This is a genomic window from Consotaella aegiceratis, assembly GCF_036541425.1.
Lineage (GTDB): Bacteria > Pseudomonadota > Alphaproteobacteria > Rhizobiales > Rhizobiaceae > Consotaella > Consotaella aegiceratis.
The window spans coordinates 1-19,457 of sequence record NZ_JAZHFT010000025.1; the positions used below are offsets into that span (position 1 = coordinate 1).

At 63.7% G+C, this 19,457-nt stretch carries 18 protein-coding genes and 3 pseudogenes; 4 read left to right on the forward strand and 17 right to left on the reverse strand.

Features of this window, described 5'->3' with window-relative positions; genetic code table 11:
* Positions 1-271: pseudogene (locus SMD10_RS16190) on the forward strand (IS5/IS1182 family transposase); the annotation flags it as partial.
* Between the two features lie 128 nt (positions 272-399).
* Here SMD10_RS16190 and SMD10_RS16195 read toward each other — a convergent pair.
* A pseudogene (locus SMD10_RS16195) lies at positions 400-510 on the reverse strand (IS200/IS605 family transposase); the annotation flags it as partial.
* A gap of 102 nt (positions 511-612) precedes the next feature.
* On the opposite strand from SMD10_RS16195, the pseudogene SMD10_RS16200 reads away from it, so the two are divergent.
* Positions 613-840: pseudogene (locus SMD10_RS16200) on the forward strand (transposase); the annotation flags it as partial.
* Between the two features lie 25 nt (positions 841-865).
* Here the strand turns inward: SMD10_RS16200 and hflX are convergent.
* The 8 genes from hflX to SMD10_RS16240 form a co-directional block, all read right to left on the reverse strand.
* Complete coding sequence (gene hflX, locus SMD10_RS16205; protein ID WP_432757258.1) at positions 866-2,182, reverse strand: GTPase HflX; 1,317 nt, start codon at positions 2,180-2,182, stop codon at positions 866-868.
* Positions 2,183-2,251: 69 nt separating this feature from the next.
* Positions 2,252-2,500: an RNA chaperone Hfq gene (gene hfq / locus SMD10_RS16210; RefSeq protein ID WP_331686767.1), complete on the reverse strand. Its 249-nt coding sequence runs from the start codon at positions 2,498-2,500 to the stop codon at positions 2,252-2,254.
* A gap of 373 nt (positions 2,501-2,873) precedes the next feature.
* Positions 2,874-4,250 carry a Trk system potassium transporter TrkA gene (gene trkA, locus SMD10_RS16215; protein WP_331686768.1) on the reverse strand — a complete coding sequence of 459 codons (1,377 nt, stop codon included), beginning with the start codon at positions 4,248-4,250 and terminating at the stop codon, positions 2,874-2,876.
* A gap of 189 nt (positions 4,251-4,439) precedes the next feature.
* Positions 4,440-5,801, reverse strand: a complete 1,362-nt coding sequence (gene ntrX / locus SMD10_RS16220; RefSeq protein WP_331686769.1) for a nitrogen assimilation response regulator NtrX — start codon at positions 5,799-5,801, stop codon at positions 4,440-4,442.
* Between the two features lie 2 nt (positions 5,802-5,803).
* Positions 5,804-8,002 carry a sensor histidine kinase NtrY-like gene (locus SMD10_RS16225; RefSeq protein ID WP_432757260.1) on the reverse strand — a complete coding sequence of 733 codons (2,199 nt, stop codon included), beginning with the start codon at positions 8,000-8,002 and terminating at the stop codon, positions 5,804-5,806.
* Positions 8,003-8,231: 229 nt separating this feature from the next.
* The gene (ntrC, locus tag SMD10_RS16230) at positions 8,232-9,680 is read right to left on the reverse strand and encodes a nitrogen regulation protein NR(I) (RefSeq protein WP_331686771.1); all 1,449 of its coding nucleotides are present in this window, start codon (positions 9,678-9,680) and stop codon (positions 8,232-8,234) included.
* On the reverse strand, positions 9,680-10,792 hold the full coding sequence (locus tag SMD10_RS16235) for a two-component system sensor histidine kinase NtrB (RefSeq protein ID WP_331686772.1): 1,113 nt from the start codon (positions 10,790-10,792) through the stop codon (positions 9,680-9,682). Before SMD10_RS16235 ends, ntrC begins: the two co-directional genes overlap by 1 nt.
* 44 nt (positions 10,793-10,836) lie before the next feature.
* A complete protein-coding gene (locus SMD10_RS16240; protein WP_331686773.1) occupies positions 10,837-11,880 on the reverse strand; it encodes a tRNA dihydrouridine synthase in 1,044 nt (347 codons plus the stop codon).
* A 164-nt stretch (positions 11,881-12,044) separates the two neighbouring features.
* Between SMD10_RS16240 and SMD10_RS16245 the strand changes: the two genes are divergently transcribed.
* Complete coding sequence (locus SMD10_RS16245) at positions 12,045-13,232, forward strand: bifunctional 2-C-methyl-D-erythritol 4-phosphate cytidylyltransferase/2-C-methyl-D-erythritol 2,4-cyclodiphosphate synthase (RefSeq protein ID WP_331686774.1); 1,188 nt, start codon at positions 12,045-12,047, stop codon at positions 13,230-13,232.
* On the forward strand, positions 13,229-13,777 hold the full coding sequence (locus SMD10_RS16250; RefSeq protein WP_331686775.1) for a CinA family protein: 549 nt from the start codon (positions 13,229-13,231) through the stop codon (positions 13,775-13,777). Before SMD10_RS16245 ends, SMD10_RS16250 begins: the two co-directional genes overlap by 4 nt.
* Here SMD10_RS16250 and SMD10_RS16255 read toward each other — a convergent pair.
* From SMD10_RS16255 to SMD10_RS16290, 8 genes are all read right to left on the reverse strand, one after another.
* Positions 13,729-14,217, reverse strand: a complete 489-nt coding sequence (locus SMD10_RS16255) for a type II toxin-antitoxin system RatA family toxin (protein ID WP_331686776.1) — start codon at positions 14,215-14,217, stop codon at positions 13,729-13,731. The two genes, SMD10_RS16250 and SMD10_RS16255, sit on opposite strands and share 49 nt — an antisense overlap.
* A gap of 9 nt (positions 14,218-14,226) precedes the next feature.
* Positions 14,227-15,198, reverse strand: coding sequence for a lipoyl synthase (gene lipA / locus SMD10_RS16260; RefSeq protein WP_331686777.1), 972 nt, complete (start codon positions 15,196-15,198; stop codon positions 14,227-14,229).
* A 35-nt stretch (positions 15,199-15,233) separates the two neighbouring features.
* Positions 15,234-15,497, reverse strand: coding sequence for a GlsB/YeaQ/YmgE family stress response membrane protein (locus tag SMD10_RS16265; RefSeq protein WP_331686778.1), 264 nt, complete (start codon positions 15,495-15,497; stop codon positions 15,234-15,236).
* Between the two features lie 157 nt (positions 15,498-15,654).
* The gene (locus SMD10_RS16270) at positions 15,655-16,047 is read right to left on the reverse strand and encodes a TM2 domain-containing protein (protein WP_331686779.1); all 393 of its coding nucleotides are present in this window, start codon (positions 16,045-16,047) and stop codon (positions 15,655-15,657) included.
* A 112-nt stretch (positions 16,048-16,159) separates the two neighbouring features.
* Positions 16,160-17,614: a dihydrolipoyl dehydrogenase gene (gene lpdA / locus SMD10_RS16275; RefSeq protein WP_331686780.1), complete on the reverse strand. Its 1,455-nt coding sequence runs from the start codon at positions 17,612-17,614 to the stop codon at positions 16,160-16,162.
* Between the two features lie 33 nt (positions 17,615-17,647).
* The gene (locus SMD10_RS16280) at positions 17,648-18,298 is read right to left on the reverse strand and encodes an SGNH/GDSL hydrolase family protein (protein ID WP_331686781.1); all 651 of its coding nucleotides are present in this window, start codon (positions 18,296-18,298) and stop codon (positions 17,648-17,650) included.
* 29 nt (positions 18,299-18,327) lie between these two features.
* Complete coding sequence (locus tag SMD10_RS16285; protein WP_331686782.1) at positions 18,328-18,888, reverse strand: hypothetical protein; 561 nt, start codon at positions 18,886-18,888, stop codon at positions 18,328-18,330.
* Positions 18,882-19,361: a hypothetical protein gene (locus SMD10_RS16290; RefSeq protein ID WP_331686783.1), complete on the reverse strand. Its 480-nt coding sequence runs from the start codon at positions 19,359-19,361 to the stop codon at positions 18,882-18,884. Before SMD10_RS16290 ends, SMD10_RS16285 begins: the two co-directional genes overlap by 7 nt.
* Positions 19,362-19,457 lie beyond the last annotated feature (96 nt).

Genomic DNA, 19,457 nt, shown 5'->3' on the forward strand with positions numbered 1-19,457 from the left:
CGGCGTCAAGGTCTCCGTCGCCACCACGCTGAAGCGCTCCAAGGGCGGCCAGTTCGTCACCCACGTCCAGGCGCTGCCGGGCAAGCCCTATGACGGGCACACGCTCGCCACCGTCATTCCCGCCATCCAGAACCAAGTCGGTGCCACGCTCACCCGCATCATCGCCGATGCCGGCTACAAGGGCCACAACGCGCCGCCGAGCCACCGCTTCAAGGTCTACACCGCAGGCCAGAAGCGCGGCATGACCGACGCCGTCCGCCGCGAGATGCGAAGTCATGACCTCCGCCAGAGGCGGAGGTTTGGAACGCTGCGCTTGAGCCACTAGAAGTGGCTTTGCTACATCAGGCGTTCAGCTTGAACAAATCGTTGTAGTCAGACGCTTTATCGGCTTTTTCTTGATCCCTGATCACGGCGCAACTCTCCATAAAGCCTTTTCATTCGGTATTTACTTGCAAATACGAGGTGATATTTGCAGTCCCACGTCGAGTGGGATAGATGGTTATCGTCCACTATGACCTCCGTTCTTGCCCACTTCGTGGCTCAAGCACGGAGGTTTCTTTTATACGGTGTCGAACCCATCTGCTCCTCCACCAGAGGTGGAGGTTTTTTTCGATGAAAAGAAGAGCCGCCGTCGAACCGGTCATCGGTCATCTCAAGGCCGACCACGGCATGGGCCGCAACCACCTCGCCGGCACCATCGGCGATGCCGCCAACGCCGTCCTCGCCGCCGTCGGCTACAACTTCAGACGCATCCTCGCCTGGCTCTGGCTTTTTATCGCCTTCATCAAAGCCGCTCTCCTGGCGCCCATCACCCCGACCGAGTCTGCCCAGGCGGCTTGATCAGCCTTCTTCACGGACGACGATTTCAGCTCACCACGGCGCCGGGATAGCGCTCGGCAACCCGCCGAAGCTCGGCCCGTGCCTGAACCGTCATCTCGGCCGACAAGGTGACGCCGCCGTCCTCCCGGTCCTTGCGTTCCCCGACCGTGGCGTGATCATACATCCACGACATCAGCGGCAGGCTGTCGGGCGCCAGTTCCAGCACGACATGGCTAAGCCGACCGGCCAGCCGCGTCTCGACATCGGCGAGTACCGCCGGGATCCCCTCGCCCGTGATCGCCGAGACCAGGTGCACGGCCTGCCCACCGGCGCGGGCATGGGCGACGGTCTCCAGATGCGCGCGGCCAGCCTCGTCCAGGCAGTCGATCTTGTTCCAGATCTCGATCACCCGAGCGGAATCCGCTGCATCGATCCCCAGATCGGAAAGGATTTTGCGCACGTCGTCGGCCTGCGACAACGCGTCCGGGTCGGACATGTCGCGCACATGCAGGATCAGATCGCTTTCGATCACCTCTTCCAGCGTGGCACGGAAGGCCGCGACCAGATGAGTCGGCAGGTCCGAGATGAAGCCCACAGTGTCCGATAGGATGATCTCGGTGCCGTGCGTCAATTCGATGCGCCTGAGCGTCGGGTCGAGCGTGGCGAACAAGAGGTCCTTGGCGAAGACGTCGGCGCCGGTCAGCGCGTTGAACAGCGTCGACTTGCCGGCATTGGTGTAGCCCACCAGGGCAACGACCGGATGCGGCACCTTCTTGCGCTTGGAGCGATGCAGGGCGCGCGTGCGGCGTACCTGCTCCAGCTCCTTCTCGATCCGCTTGATGCGCTCCTGCAGCTGGCGGCGGTCCGCTTCGATCTGTGTCTCGCCAGGACCGCCGAGAAAGCCGGCACCGCCGCGCTGGCGCTCCAGGTGGGTCCAGCTTCGAACGAGCCGGCCACGCTGGTAGTTGAGATGCGCAAGCTCGACCTGCAGACGGCCTTCTTTGGTGCGCGCACGCCGGCCGAAGATCTCGAGAATCAGCCCGGTGCGGTCGAGCACCTTGGCGCCGAGCTCCTTTTCGAGATTGCGCTGCTGGACCGGCGTCAGCGGATGATCGACGATCACCAGCCCGACATCCTCGGCTGCGACGGCGCCCTTGAGCTCCTCGACCTTGCCCGAACCGATGAGCGTCGCCGGCTGCGGCTTGGCGACCGGAATTATGCCGCTGACGACGATCTCAAGATCGATCGCCGCAGCCAAACCCAGCGCCTCGGCGAGGCGCTGTTCGTCACTTCTTTGCGGCGCATCGGAAGCCGCTCCGCATTCGGACGGCGGCGTTGCACGCCGCAGAACGGGAACAAACACTCCGGCCCTGGTGGGGACGCTTCGGTGCTCGATGGGTCCTTTCGGATTCGACGAGACGTATTCGGTCAATCAGGATTTCCTGTCTTCTTCTCCGCCTTCGTACATGTTGACGGGCTGCGACGGCATGATGGTCGAAATCGCATGCTTGTAGACGAGCTGTGAATTGCCGTCTCGCCGAAGGAGGACACAAAAATTATCGAATGAGGTAACGACACCGGTCAGTTTGACTCCGTTCACAAGGAAGATGGTGAGCGAAATCTTCTGCTTTCTGACCGTGTTGAGGAAAAGATCCTGGAGATTCTGCAAGCGATCGGCCATTGCACGCTGTTCCCGTTTTTGTCCTTTTGGCAGGGCAATTCCACTTCAAAGCACGGAACGGCCCCGCATGTCATGTACAGTCGATGAGCCGGGCGAACCTTGCCAATGCCAGCTCCGAGTCCACGACCGTGGCAACTGTAGCAGCAAGAGTTCGCAGGCCAAAGCGTGGGACGTCGGCAACTTTGCTCGGTGTCGGGCGGCGATCATCCGGGCGGGCTCCTTCGTCTGTCCAGACGTCTCGTCGGCGACGACTGTGCATTTGAGACTGCCGACGGCACATATCTAGGATGAAACGAAGCGATCTGCGAGATGAAAACCGCGGTTCTTCGCTTTCCAGGCTAGACGAACGGAGCGGCAGGCCGCTCCGAAATTTCTAGAAGAATTCGAGGCTGACGCGGAACATCTGCTCGACGTGGCGCACCGCACTCGCCGCGGCAAAGATCACCACCCGATCCTTGGCGCGAATTCTGGTCTGCCCATCGGGCCGCACATAGGCGCCGGCGCGATAGATCGCACCGATGCGCAGGTCGTCCGGCAGATCGAGATCGCGCAGGGGCGTACCCACCAGCGGCGAGGTTTCCAGCGCTTCGGCCTCGATGACTTCGGCCGCGCCGTTGTGAACCGAGTGCACCGCCCGGATACGGCCGCGCCGCACATGCTGCAGGACGCGTGAAATCGTCACGGTGCGCGGATTGAGGATCGCGTCGAGGCCGAGCGTCCGGGTGAACGACTGGTAGGCGGGATTGTTGATCAGTGTCAGGTTGGCGCGGCAGCCGAGGCGCTTGCCCATGACGCTGGACAGGATGTTGACCTGGTCGTCGTTGGTCAGCGCGACCAGGAGATCCGCCTGCTGGATGTCGGCTTCGTTCAGCACGGCCTGATCGAGCGCGCTGCCATGCAGCACGATCGTGCGATTCAAGCGATCGGCGATTTCGACCGCCCGATTGCGATTCGCCTCGATGATGCGGACCTTGGCCGAGATGTTGCGCCGCTCCATCTGCTGGGCGACGTAGAGCCCGATATTGCCGCCGCCTGCGATCACGATGCGCCGGATGTCCGGCTCCTCGTGACCGAACAGCGCCAGCGTGCGTTTCACCTGCTTGCGCTCGGCCACGACATACGCGATGTCGCCAGCGAGCATCTGGTCTGACGATGACGGCACGAACAGCTGATCGGCTCGCACGATGCCGACCACCGTCGCGCCGAGATTGGGAAACAGCTCGGTCAGCTGCGACAGCGGAGTTTCAATCACCGGGCAATCTTCGCGGCATTCGATCGCCACCATCGCGACGGTGTCGTCGGCAAAGCGCACGGCATCCATGGCGCCTGGCAGGGCGATGCGGCGCAGCACCATCTCGCCAACCTCGACCTCGGGCGAAATGATGACGTCGATCGGCATGTGATCGGTCGAAAACAGATCCTGCCAATGCGAGTGCAGATAGGATTGCGCGCGAACCCGGGCGATTTTCGTCGGTACGTTGAACAGCGAGTGGGCCACTTGGCAGGCGACCATGTTGACTTCGTCGTAAAGCGTGACGGCGATGATCATGTCGGCCTGCTCGGCGCCGGCTTCCGCAAGCACGTCGGGATGAGCGCCGTGACCGACGAAACCGCGAACGTCGAGATTGTCGCTGATCGCCTGGACGAGCGCCGGCGATGTGTCGATCACCGCGACGTCGTTCTTTTCCGAAGCCAGGCGCTCGGCAATGCCGTAGCCGACCTGACCGGCACCACAAATGATGACGCGCATGAGCTAAATCCTGTGACGGCGGGCATCGCCAACGATGCCGAGCGCCGTCCCTGCCAAAAGAGGTCGCGTCAAAGGCCCCTCGCCTCGCTTCCCGTCACCGGCTCCGTGACCGGCTCGGCCTATCTAGCACAACATGCCGCGTGCACCAGCCAGCCGGTGCGAGTCCGTCCGCCTGCCGCAATCCCGAGGTCATAGGCCGAGCGATTTCAGCTTGCGGTGCAGCGCCGAGCGTTCCATGCCGACGAACTCCGCGGTGCGCGAGATGTTGCCGCCGAACCGGTTGATCTGCGCCATCAGGTATTCCTTTTCGAAGACCTCGCGCGCGTCGCGCAGCGGCAGGGCGAGAATCTCGCCATTGGTCTGGCTCGGCGTGCGCGGCAGCATCTCGCCCACCTCGTTGGGCAGCATGTCGGCGGTGATCACCGAGTTGGCGTCGCCGCGCGCTAGGATCATCAGCCGCTCGACATTGTTGCGGAGCTGGCGAATGTTGCCGGGCCATTCGCTGGCTTGCAGGATCGCCATCGCTTCCGGGCTGATCTCGCGCGGCTTGATGCCGGTCTGCTCGCCGAGCTGCTTCATGAACGCCTCGATCAGCAGCGGAATGTCGGCGCGCCGCTCCGACAAAGGCGGGATCGAGATCGGCACCACGGCCAGCCGATGAAACAGGTCTTCGCGAAAGACACCGTCGGCGATCATCGATTCGAGGTTCTGCGCCGTCGACGAGATGATGCGTACGTCGACCTTGACCCGCTTGGTGCCCCCCACCCGCTCGAAGGTCTGTTCCGTCAGAACGCGCAGGATCTTGCTCTGCGTCTCGCGCGGCATGTCCGCCACTTCGTCGAGATAGAGCACGCCGCCATGCGCTTCCTCGAGCGCGCCGACCTTCCGTTCGACGCCCGGAGGCGCCTCGTTGCCGAACAGCTCGATCTCCATGCGCTCCGGCGTGATGGCGGCCGCGTTGAGCGCGATGAACGGACCGTTGGCGCGCGCCGAGTGGGCATGGATGGCGCGGGCAACCATCTCCTTGCCGGAGCCCGAGGCACCGAGAATCATGACGCGGCTGTTGGTGGGCGCTACCCGTTCGATCGTGGTGCGCAGCTGGTTCATCGGGTGGCTCTTGCCGATCAACTCCGGAAAGTCCGACGACCGCCGGCGCAGTTCCGAGACCTCGCGTTTTAGCTTGGAAGTCTCCAGCGCCCGTTCCGCGATCAGGATCAGCCGATCCGCCTTGAACGGCTTTTCGATGTAATCGTAGGCGCCGCGCCGGATCGCCGAAACCGCGGTTTCGATATTGCCGTGGCCGGAGATCATGACGACAGGCACGTCGGGGTGCTGCGCCTTGATGGTGTCGAGCAGGTCGAGCCCGTCGAGGCGACTTCCCTGCAGCCAGATATCCAGGAAAACCAGCCGGGGCACGCGATCTGCGATCGCCTGCAGGGCAGCGTCGGAGTGGGCCGCGGTCCGCGCTTCGTGGCCCTCGTCTTCGAGAATGCCCGCAACCATTTCGCGAATATCGGCTTCGTCGTCGACGATCAGGATGTCGGAGGCCATCGTTATTCGCCCTCCCTTTCTTCCTCGTTCATGCTCTGCTCGACCGCTCCGTCAAATGTCTCATCCGCGGCCGGAAGCGTGATTCTCACCATGGCACCCCGCGACCCGTCCGGTGGATCGTCCAGCTTGATCGTCCCGCCATGATCCTCGATGATCTTGCGCACGATGGCCAAACCGAGACCCGTTCCTTTCTCGCGGGTGGTCATATAGGGCTCCAGCAGCCGATCGCGATCCTCCGGCGGAAAACCGCGGCCGTTGTCGACGACATCGATCCGATACTGGCCGTCGATCCGAGCCGCCCGGACCGTCACCCGGCCTTCGTCGGGATTGACCGACTCCACCGATTCGACCGCATTTTTGACGACATTGCCGAAGGCCTGCGACAGCAGCCTGATATCGAAGAAGCCGGTCAGCGGCTGATCGCCGTATTCGACGGCGAACTGGATGCCGTGGTCGCCCATCTCGCGCATGAAGACCGCCTCGCCCAGTGCCTCGCGCAGATCCTTCTTCTCCATGGTCGGCTTCGGCATCCGCGCGAAGGTCGAGAATTCGTCCACCATGCGGCCGATGTCGGCCACCTGCCGGGTGATCGTGTCGACGCAGCGATCGAACACTTCGCGGTCGTCCGGATCGATGCCCTTGCCATAGCGCCGGCGGATGCGTTCGGCCGAAAGCTGGATCGGCGTCAGCGGATTCTTGATCTCGTGGGCGATGCGGCGGGCGACGTCGGCCCATGCCGACGAGCGCTGTGCCTCGACGAGATCGGTGATGTCGTCGCAGGTGATCACGCTGGAACCGCCGCCCGGTCCGGAGTCTTCCGAGGTCACCCGGACGACGAGAACACGCTCGCGCTCGCCGGTCCTGAGCTTGATCTGCTCCTGATATTCGACCTTGGTGGAACTCGCGGCGGCGGCATGAATGCCGGCAATGGTCGGGAAGCGTTCGCCGAGATAATGGCCCACGACATCCTGCGATCCGATGCCGAGAATGCGCTCGGCGGACGGGTTGACCATGCTGACGATCCCGTCGGAGCTGATGCCCATGACCCCCACCGTCACACCCGACAGAACCGCCTCGGTAAAGCGGCGTCGCTCATCGATGACGTCCTTGGCGTGGACCAGTTCGTCGCGCTGACTGCGCAGTTGCAGGATCATGTTGTTGAAGGTGTTGGAGAGCGAGCCGACGTCGCCATCCGACGCGCGCACCGGCACCGAGACGGCGAGATTGCCCTCGCTGACCTCGTCGGCCGCCGAGATCAGAAGGCGGATCGGCCGCACCAACCGATCGGCGACGCCGATGCCTGTCCAGATTGCCGACAGGAGCACGATCAGCGTGATGCCCAGATAGAGCAGCCCGAAAGCCACCTGCAGATTGAAGCGGTTGCTCTCCATTGCGCTGTATTCGGCGACGCGCTGTTCCATCGCGCGCATGGCGGCGATGACCTCCGGATCGACCGCCCGGATGGTGTAGAGAAACGTGTCGTCGATCTGCCGCAGCTTGACGATGGCGCCCACCAGATTGGTGACACCCGGCGGGATCAGCACGAAATTGTTCTCGCGCGCCTGCTCCAGAGCATCGTCAGGTGGGGCGGGAAGCGGACGCTCCACCGGCACGTCGGCTTTCAGATAAGGCTTGCCGTCGAGATCGAGCAGTTGCGCGCCAAGCAGCGACCGGCCCCGCGCCTGGTCGGTCATCAATTGCTGGAAGCCGGTCCGGTCGAGATCCAGGAGCCTCCGCTGGGTATCGAGCGTGGAGGCCATCGACAGGGTCGAGCCCTGCAGGTTGCGCGCGTTTTCGTTGAGATAGGCGTGCGCGACGCTGAGGCCGGAATCGACGATCGCCTTGGTGCGGGCCTCGAACCAGCGGTCCAGGCCCAGGTCCAGAGTGATGCCGGCAACGATGGCCACCAGGATCGCAGGCAGAGCCGCCACGATCGCAAACAGCACGACGATGCGCACATGGAGCTGCGAGGCCGCCTTCCCCTGGCGCCGCGCATGCACCATGCGCACGACCTCTCGGCCGATCAGCAGGCAAAGCAGCGCCACGAACGCGCCGTTGACCACCATCACCACCGAGACCACCGCATCGGTCGGCTTGATCGGTGTCAGACCCATCAGCACGACAAATGAGATCGCGCCAGTGATCAACGCGCCGCCAACGGCCAAAAGGCCGGGCAGAAGCATGAAGCGGCGGCGCTCCATGAGAAACGGGAGTTCGTTCCGGGTGGGAAGCAACTGGGTCAACGCGATTCCGTGTTGCGATCTGGTCTCGTGGCCAGATTGCAACGCAATGTGTCAAAAAAGCAACGAAGGCGATAAAGAGCTGATTATTCCGAAAAAAAGACCATCGTGAGGGCGATTGCCCTCATCGGATCGGCCGATCGTATCATGGATGCGCTGAGGAGATGGCTGCCGCCAACGGCGGGATACGTCAGCGGCTCGAGCGAACCACCGAGACGTCCAGGTCGCGAATTTTCTTGCGCAGCGTGTTGCGGTTGACGCCGAGAAGATCGGCGGCCTTCACCTGGTTGCCGCGGGTGGCGGCCAGCGCGGCGGCGATCAGCGGATACTCCACCTCGCGCAGGATGCGGCTGTGCAGGCCTGGCGGCGGCAGGCTTTCCCCGAACGAGGCGAAATATTCCGACAGGTAGCGTTCGACCGCCGCGCCGAGATCGATGCCGCGCCCATTCTCCTGTTCGATGTCGAGCGACCGGGTGTAGTCGTTGGAGAGCTCCTGTTCGACGATTTCGGCGGTGATCTCTTCCTGCGGATAGAGAGCCGAGAGGCGCCGCACCAGATTTTCCAGCTCGCGCACGTTGCCGGGCCAGCTATAGCGACGCATCACGTCGAGCGCCGCCGGGCTCAAGGTCTTCCGCGGCAGCCCATCCTTTTCCACGATCGCGAAGAAATGGCGCGCCAGGTCCGGGATGTCCTCGATACGCTCGCGCAAGGGCGGGAGTCGGAGCGGCACGACGTTCAGCCGGTAGAAGAGATCCTCGCGGAACAGGCCGCGCGCGATGAGCTGGCGCAGATCCTTGTTGGTCGCAGCCACGATCCTGACGTCGGTGGCGATCGGCGTGCGGCCGCCCACGGCGGTGTATTCGCCCTGCTGGAGAACACGCAGCAGGCGCGTCTGCGCCTCCATCGGCATGTCGCCGATCTCGTCGAGAAAGAGCGTGCCGCCATCGGCCTGCTCGAATCGGCCGCTGGCGCGGTTCTGCGCACCGGTGAAAGCGCCCTTCTCGTGGCCGAAGAGCTCCGACTCGATGAGGTCGCGCGGGATCGCGGCCATGTTGATCGCGACGAACGGACCCTTGCGCCGTCGACCGTAGTCATGGAGGGCCCGGGCGACGAGCTCCTTGCCTGTGCCCGACTCGCCGGTGATGGTCACCGTCAGATCGGTCTGCATCATCCTGGCGAGCGCGCGGTAGATGTCCTGCATGGCCGGCGAACGGCCGACCAGAGGCATGTTGTCCTGCCCGTCGTCGCCGCCACCCAGCCGCTGCGGCGCCTTCGGTTCGGCCAACGCACGGCCGACGATCGCGACCAGTTCTCCGAGGTCGAAGGGCTTGGGAATGTAGTCGTAGGCGCCGCTCTCCGAGGCCCGGATAGCAGTCATGAAGGTGTTCTGGGCGCTCATGACGATGACCGGCATATCCGGCCGGGTGTTCTTGATGCGCGGCAGCATGTCGAAGACGTTGCCATCCGGCATCAGAACGTCGGTGATCACCAGATCGCCCTCGCCCGCGGCGATCCAGCGCCACAGCGTCGCGATGTTCGATGTGGCACGAACCTCGTGGCCGGCCCGCATCAGGGCCTGTGAGATGACGGTGCGGATCGCCGCATCGTCATCGGCGACAAGGATTTGTGCGGCGGCCATTACACTGCCCTCCTGCGATTGCTCTTGTTCGGCCCGGTAAGGCCGTGTCCGCCGTTGCCTTCCCGCCACGCCGGCATCAGCACGCGGAACGCCGTGTGACCTGGCTGGGACTCGCACTCGATGACACCGCCGTGGTCGCCGACGATCTTGGCGACCAAGGCCAGCCCCAGTCCCGAACCCGTCGGCTTGGAGGTGACGAAGGGATCGAAGATGTTTTCGCGGATGTCCTCGGGCACGCCCGGTCCGTTGTCCTCGACCAGGAATTCCATGGGCAGGCTCACGCGCGTCTTGGTGCCGGGCACCGAAAGCCGCACGCCGGGGCGGAAGGCGGTCGACAGGCGAATCTCGCCGTCCTCCTGGCCGCTGATGGCGTCGCTCGCGTTCTTCAGCAGATTGAGAAACACCTGAACCAGCTGATCACGGTTGGCGAAAACCGGCGGCAGCGACGGATCGTAGGCTTCGGTAATCTTGATATCGCGGGCAAATCCGCTCTTGGCCAGCATCTTCACATGTTCCAGCACGGAGTGGATGTTGACGGCCGAGCGCTCGATCGGACGCTGATCCGAGAACACCTCCATCCGGTCCACCAGCTTGACGATTCGCTCGCTCTCTTCCTGGATCAGGCGGGTCAACGCGCGATCGTCCTCGCTCGCCGAATGCTCCAAAAGCTGCGCCGCTCCCTTGATCCCGGACAAGGGATTGCGAACTTCGTGCGCCAGCATGCCGGCCAGACCCGTGACGCTGCGGATCGCCGAGCGATGGGTCAATTGCCGGTCCATCTTGTCAGCGATCGATCGCAACTGGATCATCACGACCACGCAGGACGGGTCGTCGGGCAAGTTCGAAACATAGAGATCGACGACGCGCTCGGTGCCGAGACGCGGCGATGACAGGTCGACGCGGTATTCGGCGATGCGCGACTGGTCGCGCCTGACCTGGCCGATGAGCGCGAACAGCGGGCTGTCCCCCGGGACGAAATCGGAGATCTTGCGGCCGATCAAATAAGATGCGCCGGCCGAGAAGAACTGTTCGGCGTCGGAGTTGAGGAAGGCGAACTGCCCCTCGCCGTCGACGACGATCACCGGGTGCGGCAGCGCGTTGATGATGGCCATCTGGGAAACCGGAGACGTCGGAGCTTTGGTGGAATCGATCAAGGTCAGGCCGCCTTTCTAGGGACGCGCAGAAACGGCGCCGCTTCCATATCCGCAACCGTGCAGTCGGAGAAGGTCGCACGAACCGTCCGCAGCACCTCTGGTAGTTCGGTGCTGGTCAACATTGTCGTTCTATCTCTGCTCAGATCGCCGTTCGTCGCCACGGCGAAGCGTTCGCAATAGGCGGCCAAATGTTTGCGGGCATGACGCACACCGGTGGCGGCGCCATAGTGCACGAGCATGGCTTCGTAGTGCTCGCACACCAGATCCGCAAGTCGCACCGTCGCCAATTGCGATTCGTCGACGACGCCCGCTAGCAGTCCGGGGAACCACGGCCGGCCGCAGGCCCCGCGTCCGATCATCACCGCGTCGGCACGGCTGGCCTCCAGCATGGCTGCCGTCTGGCCCCGTTCGACGAGGTCGCCATTGGCGACGAGCGGAATGGAGATCGCCGCGCGAACGGCGGCAATGGCCGGCCAATCGGCCTGCCCCTGATAGAACTGATCGCGGGTCCGGCCATGGACCGTCACCAGCCGTACGCCGGCCGCCTCGGCCCTGGCCGCCAGGGCCGGAGCGTTGATCGAGCGACGATCCCACCCGAGGCGCATCTTCAGCGTCACCGGCACGGCGCCGGCTCCGGCCACCGTCGCCTCGATCAGCTGCAGCGCCAGGTCCGGTTCGCGCATCAATGCCGAGCCCGAAGCTCCACCCACCACCTTCTTGGCTGGGCAGCCCATGTTGATGTCGATGACGTCGGCACCGAGATCGACCAGGCGTTCGGCGGCGGCGCGCATCCATAGGGGATCACGGCCGGCAAGCTGCACCACATGCAGGCCGTCGCCGTCGCGCATGGCGCGAAGAGCGCTTTCCCGGTCGCCGCGTACGAATTCGCCGCTTGCCACCATCTCCGAAACGACGGCACCTGCGCCGAAGCGGCGCGCGAGACGGCGGAACGGCACATCGGTGATGCCCGAGAGCGGCGCCAGAAAGACGCGGTTGGCGTACATCGCCGATTCGACCCGTAGGGGCTGATCGATGCGATTCGCCAAGGGAGGCTGCGATTGAAAGCTCAAACTCTGGGCAATTTCGGTTGCTGGTGAATTCATGTTCATCAGCTGGACAATCTATCCACGCTTGCCCAAATTTCAAGCAATCCCTTGCCCCGGGTGACCGGCTATGATGCATAGTCCCCCGGAATCTAGCCGAGGCTCATATGGGTAAGAAGACAGCGGCCGTCATCGTGGCGGCAGGGCGTGGAGAACGGGCCGGCGGTGCCGTATCGGGACCAAAACAATACCGACGGATCGGAGACAAGCCCGTTCTGCGACATACCGTCGCCGCGTTCACCTCGCATTCCGCGATCGACGCTGTCGTGGTGGTCATCCACCCCGATGACGAAGCGCTGTTCACGGAAGCTCTCGGCGATCTGGCAAGTGGCGTGACCGCAGTACCGGGCGGCTCGTCCCGCCAAGCCTCGGTGCGCGCCGGGCTGGCGGCCCTACGGCACAGCGGCTGCGACGTAGTCCTCGTCCATGACGGAGCGCGTCCCTTCGTCGACGCCGCCTTGATCGAACGTGTGATCGACGCGGTCGAGCCAGGCATGGGTGCGCTCCCAGCGCTTGCCGTCTCGGACACGATCAAGCGGGCTGTCGACGACGTCGTGGCCGGGACGGTGGACCGTGCCGGCCTCTTTGCCGCGCAGACGCCGCAAGGGTTTCCGTATAAGGAGATCGCCGATGCGCACGAGGCGGCAGCGGCCGGCGGCCTGTCGGACTTCACCGACGACGCGGCGATCGCCGAATGGGCAGGCATCGCGGTGCATCTGGTGGAGGGGGCGCCGGGCAACGTCAAACTGACCTCCGCCCATGATATTGCTGCGGCCGACGAGAGACTGCGGAAGACAGTGCCGATGATCGATGTGCGGACCGGCAACGGCTACGACGTCCACCAGCTGACCGAGGGCGACCACGTAACGCTGTGCGGCATCTCCATTCCGCACGATCGTGCTCTGGCCGGCCACTCCGACGCGGATGTCGGGCTGCATGCCTTGACCGACGCGCTGCTGGCGACCTGCGGCGCCGGCGACATCGGCGACCATTTCCCGCCCAGCGATCCGCAATGGCGCGGCGCGGCCTCGCACATCTTCGTCGAACATGCCGTAGGGATCGTCGCACAGCATGGCGGACGAATTGCCAACGCCGACATTACGCTGATCTGCGAAGCACCTAAGATCGCCCGGCATCGCGATGCCATGCGGCAGGCGATCGCGGCGATGACCGGGCTCGACCTCGGGCGGGTGTCGGTCAAGGCGACGACCAATGAACAGATCGGCTTCGTCGGCCGACGCGAGGGCATCGCCGCCATCGCCACGGCCAGCGTCATCTATGGAGAAGCGCGATGATGCCCGCACAAGACAAGCTGCGACCGGCGGCCCAGGCGCTGGTGGAGGGGTTCGCCGAAGCCGGTCTCAGGCTGGCGACAGCCGAATCCTGCACCGGCGGGATGATCGCTGCGGCGATCACCGACATTCCCGGGTCATCGGCCGTGCTTGATCGGGGCTTCGTCACCTATTCGAATACCGCCAAAGAAGAGATGCTGGACGTCGATGCCGCGACGCTTGCCCGGCACGGCGCGGTCTCGGAGGAAGTGGCCCGGCAGATGGCGGCCGGTGCGCTGGCCCGCTCGTCGGCTGACTGCGCGATCGCCGTGACCGGGATCGCCGGTCCGGGCGGCGGGTCGGAAGAGAAGCCGGTGGGCCTGGTTCATTTCGCCTGCGCCGATCGCGAAGGCATCGTTCACCGTCGTATGATGTTCGGTGAGAGCAACCGCGACGAAATCCGCCGCGCCAGCGTCACCACCGCTCTTCTGATGCTCGACGAAAGCCTCTGGCGGCTCGCTCACGCCACCGGCGCGGGCGAAGCGGACGACGAATTGCCGCAGCCGTAAAGCTCGTCGGCGCGCTGTTCGAAGGCAGCCGCGAAGCGCCGGAAGGCGTAGTCGAACATCGAGCCCATGAGCATGCCCAGTGTGCGGCTCTTGAACTCGTATTCGATGAAGAAGTGCACGTCGCAGGCGTCATCCCCGACCGGCGTGAACGACCAGACGTTTTCGAGATACCGGAACGGCCCGTCCAGATAACTCACCTCGATGCGATGCTCGGCCGGTTTCATCAGAACTTGCGTCGTGAGGGTCTCACGAACCATCTTGTAGGCGACCGTCATCTCCGAGACGGCGAGCCTCTTGCCGTCCCGCTCCTTTTCAGAATGCAGCCGGATGCTTTGGCAAAGCGGGACGAACTCGGGATAGCTGCGCATATCGGCGACCAGATCGAACATCTGATCCGCACTGTGGGGGACGCGGTGGGTGGTCTGGAACTTGTTAGCCATGATCGGACGCTATGCTGCGGCTTGGCGAGCCAGGCGAGCCGCCTTCAGCCGCTCGAAATCCTCCCCAGCATGGTGCGAGGAGCGGGTGAACGGGCTGGACGCCACCACCAGGAAGCCTTTGGTCAAGGCGATCGTCTCGAACGACTTGAACTCCTCCGGCGGAACGTAGCGCTTGACCGGGTGGTGCTTCTTGGTCGGCTGCAGATATTGTCCGATGGTCAGAAAGTCGACGTCGGCGGTCCTGAGGTCGTCCATCAGCTGGAGCACCTCGTTGCGCTCCTCGCCGAGCCCGACCATGATCCCCGACTTGGTGAACATGTCGGGATCGAGCTCCTTGACCCGCTGCAGCAGCCGGATGGAGTGGAAATAGCGCGCGCCGGGCCGCACCGTCAGATAGTTGGACGGCACCGTTTCCAGATTGTGGTTGAAGACGTCCGGTCGGGCCTCCACCACGATCTCCAACGCACCCGGCTTGTTGCGGAAGTCGGGCGTCAGCACCTCGATCGTGGTCCCCGGCGCCGCCGCACGAATGGCGCGGATGGTCTCGGCAAAATGCTGCGCACCCCCGTCCGACAAGTCGTCGCGGTCGACCGAGGTGATCACGACATGGGCCAGGCCCATGGCCGCCACGGCCCGGCCGACGCTTGCCGGCTCGTCCGAGTCGAGGGCATGGGGCATGCCGGTGGCGACATTGCAGAACGCGCAAGCGCGCGTGCAGATGCCGCCCATGATCATGAAGGAGGCGTGTTTCTGTTCCCAACAGCTGCCCATGTTGGGGCAGCCCGCCTCCTCGCACACCGTCACCAGCTTGTTGGATTTAACGATGTCGCGCGTTTCCGCATAGCCGCGCGAACCGGGGGCCTTGACCCTGATCCATGGCGGTTTGGGAAGTGTCTCGTTGTCAGGCCGGTGGGCCTTTTCGGGATGCCGCGGCCGAGGCGTTGCCTGGCCGGGTGCACGAGTATCCAGAATGGTGACCATGCCGTCCGTTTACGTCCACCGGCCTGTCGATGCAATCACCGAGCGCTGCGGCCCCGGAACATGCGGAAGACCGCAATGAGCAGGCAAGCGCCGATGAAACCGATAATGAGATAGGCGATCCAGCCGGAATAGGCCATGCCGATGGCGGCCAGAATCGCGTTGAGGACCACGGCACCGACGATGCCGAGGATGATGTTCATCAAGAGGCCCATGTCGCTCTTCATGAACTGTTCTGCCAGCCACCCGGCCAAGCCTCCGATAATGATTGCAGCGATCCAGCCGACGCCATTCACATCCATTTCAACTCTCCCAGTCAGGGTTACCGTTTGTCTTGCCCAAATTTGGGCGCAAAAACGGTCCGACAAGTCGCGGAGAGCAACTAAATTAATCGGCAGCCCGCATTCTACCAACGGTAGGCCCTATCGGACTTGGGCGTCGATACGGCCACTACGTCAGTTAAATGTCCATAATCATGCCACCTGCCCCCGCAGCGAGCGCGACTTTTCGATTGTGGTTGCGAACCATGCCGGCAAGCAGAAACGCGTCGATGATGACCCAGATTGCCAACGGGATGAAGGTGATTCCCAGCGTCACGAAACCGAGCAGGCAAAGGGCCGCCATTCCGATCCCGGAGCCGACGCGTCCCATATAGAAGCGATGCCCGCCTAGCCCGCCCAGGAAGAACCAGAGCAGATAGGCTGCTCCGGTGGACTTCTTGTTGGCTTCATAGGCCAGCAAGGCTCGAGCGTCGGCGCTCGGTCCACCTTGGACAGGCGTCGAAACGACCGGCTGGGCCGGATCGACTCGACCGGTGGAAACAAGCGGGTCTGCGTGTACGTCCTGACTCATCTGACTACCCCCTCGACACAGGACAGCCAGATTAGGTCGCGGCTCGCGATCCTGCAACCAGACCGTTTGCGCGCAATCGGCCCGGTTGCGAATCGGAGTTCGGCGGTCCGGATCAGTAGTTGAGAACCTGTCCGTAGGCGTCAAGCACGCTCTCGTGCATCATCTCCGACAGGGTGGGATGCGGGAAGACCGTGTGCATCAGCTCTTCTTCCGTGGTCTCCAGTCCCATGGCGACGACGAAGCCCTGGATCAGCTCGGTCACTTCCGCACCGACCATGTGGGCGCCCAGAAGCTCGCCGGTCTTGGCGTCGAAGATCGTCTTCACCAAGCCGTCGGGCTCGCCCAGCGCGATCGCCTTGCCGTTGGCGACGAACGGGAAGCGGCCGACCTTGATCTCGCGGCCGTTCTCCTTGGCCTTGGCCTCGGTCAAGCCGACCGAGGCGATCTGCGGCTGGCAGTAGGTGCAGCCGGGGATCTGCGTCTTCTTCATCGGATGCGGATCGAGGCCCTTGATCTTCTCGACGCAGATCACGCCCTCATGCTCGGCCTTGTGAGCGAGCATCGGCGGGCCGGCGACATCGCCGATGGCATAGATGCCATCGACATTCGTCTTGCCGAAGCCGTCCGTCTTGATGATCCCGCGCTCGATCTCGACGCCCAGCGCCTCGAGGCCGAGATTTTCCGAATTGCCCTGCACGCCCACGGCCGAGATCAACCGCTCGGCGTTCAGCGTCTGCGCCTTGCCGCCCTTCGGCTCCACCGTGACGGTGAGGCCGTCCTTGCCCTTCTCGACCTTGGAGACCTTGGCGTCGGTGATGATCTTGATGCCCTGCTTCTCGAAGCGCTTGTGCGCGATGCTGGCGATCTCCGCGTCCTCGACGGGCAGGATCTGCGGCAGGAGCTCGACCACCGTCACCTCGGCACCCATGGTGCGATAGAAGGAAGCGAACTCGATTCCGATCGCGCCCGACCCCATCACGATCAGCGACTTCGGCATGGCCGCCGGCTTCATCGCTTCGAAGTAGGTCCAGATCCGGTCGCCGTCCGGCTCGATGCCGGGCAGCACGCGCGGCCGGGCACCGGTCGCCACGATCACGTGCTTGGCCTGGTACGTACCCTCGCCCTTGACGCCCTTGGGCACCGGGTTCTGCGGTTCGACGACGGGTTTCGACGACTTGCCGACGACAACCTCGACCGGACCGCCCTTCCCGGCCTTGGCGATCTTCGCTTCGCCCCAGATGACGTCGACCTTGTTCTTCTTCATGAGAAAGCCGACGCCGCCGGCCAGCTGCGCGGAAACGCCGCGCGACCGCTTGACGACGGCCGGCAGATCGACCGTCGCCTTCTCCACCGACAGCCCGTAGTTTTTGGCGTTTTCAGCGTAGTGGAAGACTTCGGCCGAGCGCAGCAGCGCCTTGGTCGGAATGCAGCCCCAGTTGAGGCAGATGCCGCCCATGTGCTCGCGTTCGACCACCGCCGTCTTGAACCCGAGCTGCGCGGCACGGATCGCCGCGACATAGCCGCCGGGTCCGCCGCCGATGACCAGGATATCGTATGAATCAGCCATAACAGTCCTTACCTTTTATCGGCGCTCGGGCGCTTAGTCCGCCGTGGCGTCGAGGATGCGCCGCACCACGGGAACGAGAGCGTCCCCGAGCCGGCGCGTGTTCTCCGCGTCGAGATGAATGCCGTCGATCGGCGTGGTTTCGCACGCCTCCGCGGCATCGAAGACATGGCAGCCCAGCGCGTCGCCGAGCTCGCGGTACATCGAAGCCAGACGGCGCGATTCCGCTCTCGCGTGACCGAACATCTCTTCGAAATTCGCGTCCCTCGCCGCCCGGAAGACCGGCGGCGTGACGATCAGGATGTTGGGCCGCGCGAAGTCCTCCCAGAACGGAAACGTCTGGACGATCCGCACCAGCCGTTCCATGCCCTGCTTGGCCGGAAAGGCGTAGCCGCCACCGGTGTTGCGCTTCAGATCGTTGGTGCCGAGCATGATCGCCACGAGGTCGAGCGGCTGGTGCGACGACAGGAACACCGGCAGCGTGCGGGCGCCGTTGCGGTCCTCCGTCACGCTGTTGTCGTCGTAGATCGTCGTACGGCCATTGAGGCCTTCGGCGATCACCCGCGCGTCTGCTCCGAGGCCGGACGCCAGGCGGCTCGGCCAGCGATCTGCGAAATCATGGCGGCTCGGACCCTCGGCATTGAAGCCCCAGGTCAACGAGTCGCCGTAACAAAGAACGGTTTTCATTCGAGCACTCATCGGATCGTCGCAGTCCGCTACCCGTCGATTTCCTTTGATGCCTGCGCGCCAAAGGTTTGCAGCCCGTTGAAGACCGCGTCGTAATAGATCTTCTGGATTTGTTCGACGATCGCATCGTCTTTTGAGGTCCGCACGTCGCTGCGGATCCTCTGAAGATGGGCCTCCAGCTCATCCGGCCGGAAGGTTTCGAGCACGTTGTTTTTCGCCGAATCCAAAATCGCCAGCCGGTTCTCGAGCATCAGTTCACGGGCGCGCCCGATGCGCTGAGACTCGGTGTCCTTGTTCTCGCTCCCCGACCAAAACCCATATTTCTGAGTTTCAGCAATGAACCCATCCACGGTCTGTTCAAAGTCCTGTTGCCAGCCGTAGATTTCCGCCACGGCCTCGGCGATCTGGTCCTGGTCCGTCTGCGCTGCCGCTGGACTGACGAGAACCGGCATCGGAGCGTTCAGCGTCAAAATTGCAGTCAGCAAACCGGTTGCCAAGGATCGACGGGTCACGTCTGCTCTCTTCGACCATCGTGCCGACGGCTTTGCGAAGCCGCACCGCCGGTCGGGCACCAGCACAACCTTCACCAACTGCCGATCTCCCTCTTGGCCTGCTCCGTGTAGACCTTCATCGCGTCGAAGATCGCATCGTAATAAGACTTGATGACCTGCTGCCTCACCTCGAAGTCCTTGTCGCGATATTCGTATCGGTCGAGGCGCCCCAGATGCGTGGCAAGGCGGACGGCGTCGATCCGGGACACGGCGTTGGTCTCCGCCCGCATCACGATCTCCCGCTTGTTCTCAAAGAGAAGGTCTCGAACCCGGGCGATCAACTGCGGTTCGGTCAGCGTGCTGCCGCCATTGGTCCAGAATCCGGCATTGCGGCCCTCCTCGATGAAGCCGTCGACGGTTTTCTCGAAGATGCTGTCCCAGTGGTAGGCTTCCGATACCTCGCGCTTCAGCTGTTCCTGGGAAACGGGCCCCGCGGCGAAGGCCACATCGAGCCCCGGCACCGTGGCCGGGGCGAGCGATAGAGCGAGACTGAGCGAAATCCGTCGCAGCATGGTTGCTCCTGAAGTGTTGCTGCAAAAACCATTCAGCTTTCGAACAAGACCACGCGGAACTCAGGGTCGGATGCGGGAGCCCGGATGTCTGCTGTC

What these genes read in the sequence shown, in the direction of transcription:
- hfq (WP_331686767.1), bottom strand. Translation starts at nt 2,500, where the DNA reads ATGGCCGATCGCTTGCAGAATCTCCAGGATCTTTTCCTCAACACGGTC.
- trkA (WP_331686768.1), bottom strand. Translation starts at nt 4,250, where the DNA reads ATGCGCGTCATCATTTGTGGTGCCGGTCAGGTCGGCTACGGCATTGCC.
- ntrX (WP_331686769.1), bottom strand. Translation starts at nt 5,801, where the DNA reads ATGGCCTCCGACATCCTGATCGTCGACGACGAAGCCGATATTCGCGAA.
- SMD10_RS16225 (WP_432757260.1), bottom strand. Translation starts at nt 8,002, where the DNA reads ATGGAGCGCCGCCGCTTCATGCTTCTGCCCGGCCTTTTGGCCGTTGGC.
- ntrC (WP_331686771.1), bottom strand. Translation starts at nt 9,680, where the DNA reads ATGGCCGCCGCACAAATCCTTGTCGCCGATGACGATGCGGCGATCCGC.
- SMD10_RS16235 (WP_331686772.1), bottom strand. Translation starts at nt 10,792, where the DNA reads ATGGCCATCATCAACGCGCTGCCGCACCCGGTGATCGTCGTCGACGGC.
- SMD10_RS16245 (WP_331686774.1), top strand. Translation starts at nt 12,045, where the DNA reads ATGGGTAAGAAGACAGCGGCCGTCATCGTGGCGGCAGGGCGTGGAGAA.
- SMD10_RS16250 (WP_331686775.1), top strand. Translation starts at nt 13,229, where the DNA reads ATGATGCCCGCACAAGACAAGCTGCGACCGGCGGCCCAGGCGCTGGTG.
- SMD10_RS16255 (WP_331686776.1), bottom strand. Translation starts at nt 14,217, where the DNA reads ATGGCTAACAAGTTCCAGACCACCCACCGCGTCCCCCACAGTGCGGAT.
- lipA (WP_331686777.1), bottom strand. Translation starts at nt 15,198, where the DNA reads ATGGTCACCATTCTGGATACTCGTGCACCCGGCCAGGCAACGCCTCGG.
- SMD10_RS16265 (WP_331686778.1), bottom strand. Translation starts at nt 15,497, where the DNA reads ATGGATGTGAATGGCGTCGGCTGGATCGCTGCAATCATTATCGGAGGC.
- SMD10_RS16270 (WP_331686779.1), bottom strand. Translation starts at nt 16,047, where the DNA reads ATGAGTCAGGACGTACACGCAGACCCGCTTGTTTCCACCGGTCGAGTC.
- lpdA (WP_331686780.1), bottom strand. Translation starts at nt 17,614, where the DNA reads ATGGCTGATTCATACGATATCCTGGTCATCGGCGGCGGACCCGGCGGC.
- SMD10_RS16280 (WP_331686781.1), bottom strand. Translation starts at nt 18,298, where the DNA reads ATGAAAACCGTTCTTTGTTACGGCGACTCGTTGACCTGGGGCTTCAAT.
- SMD10_RS16290 (WP_331686783.1), bottom strand. Translation starts at nt 19,361, where the DNA reads ATGCTGCGACGGATTTCGCTCAGTCTCGCTCTATCGCTCGCCCCGGCC.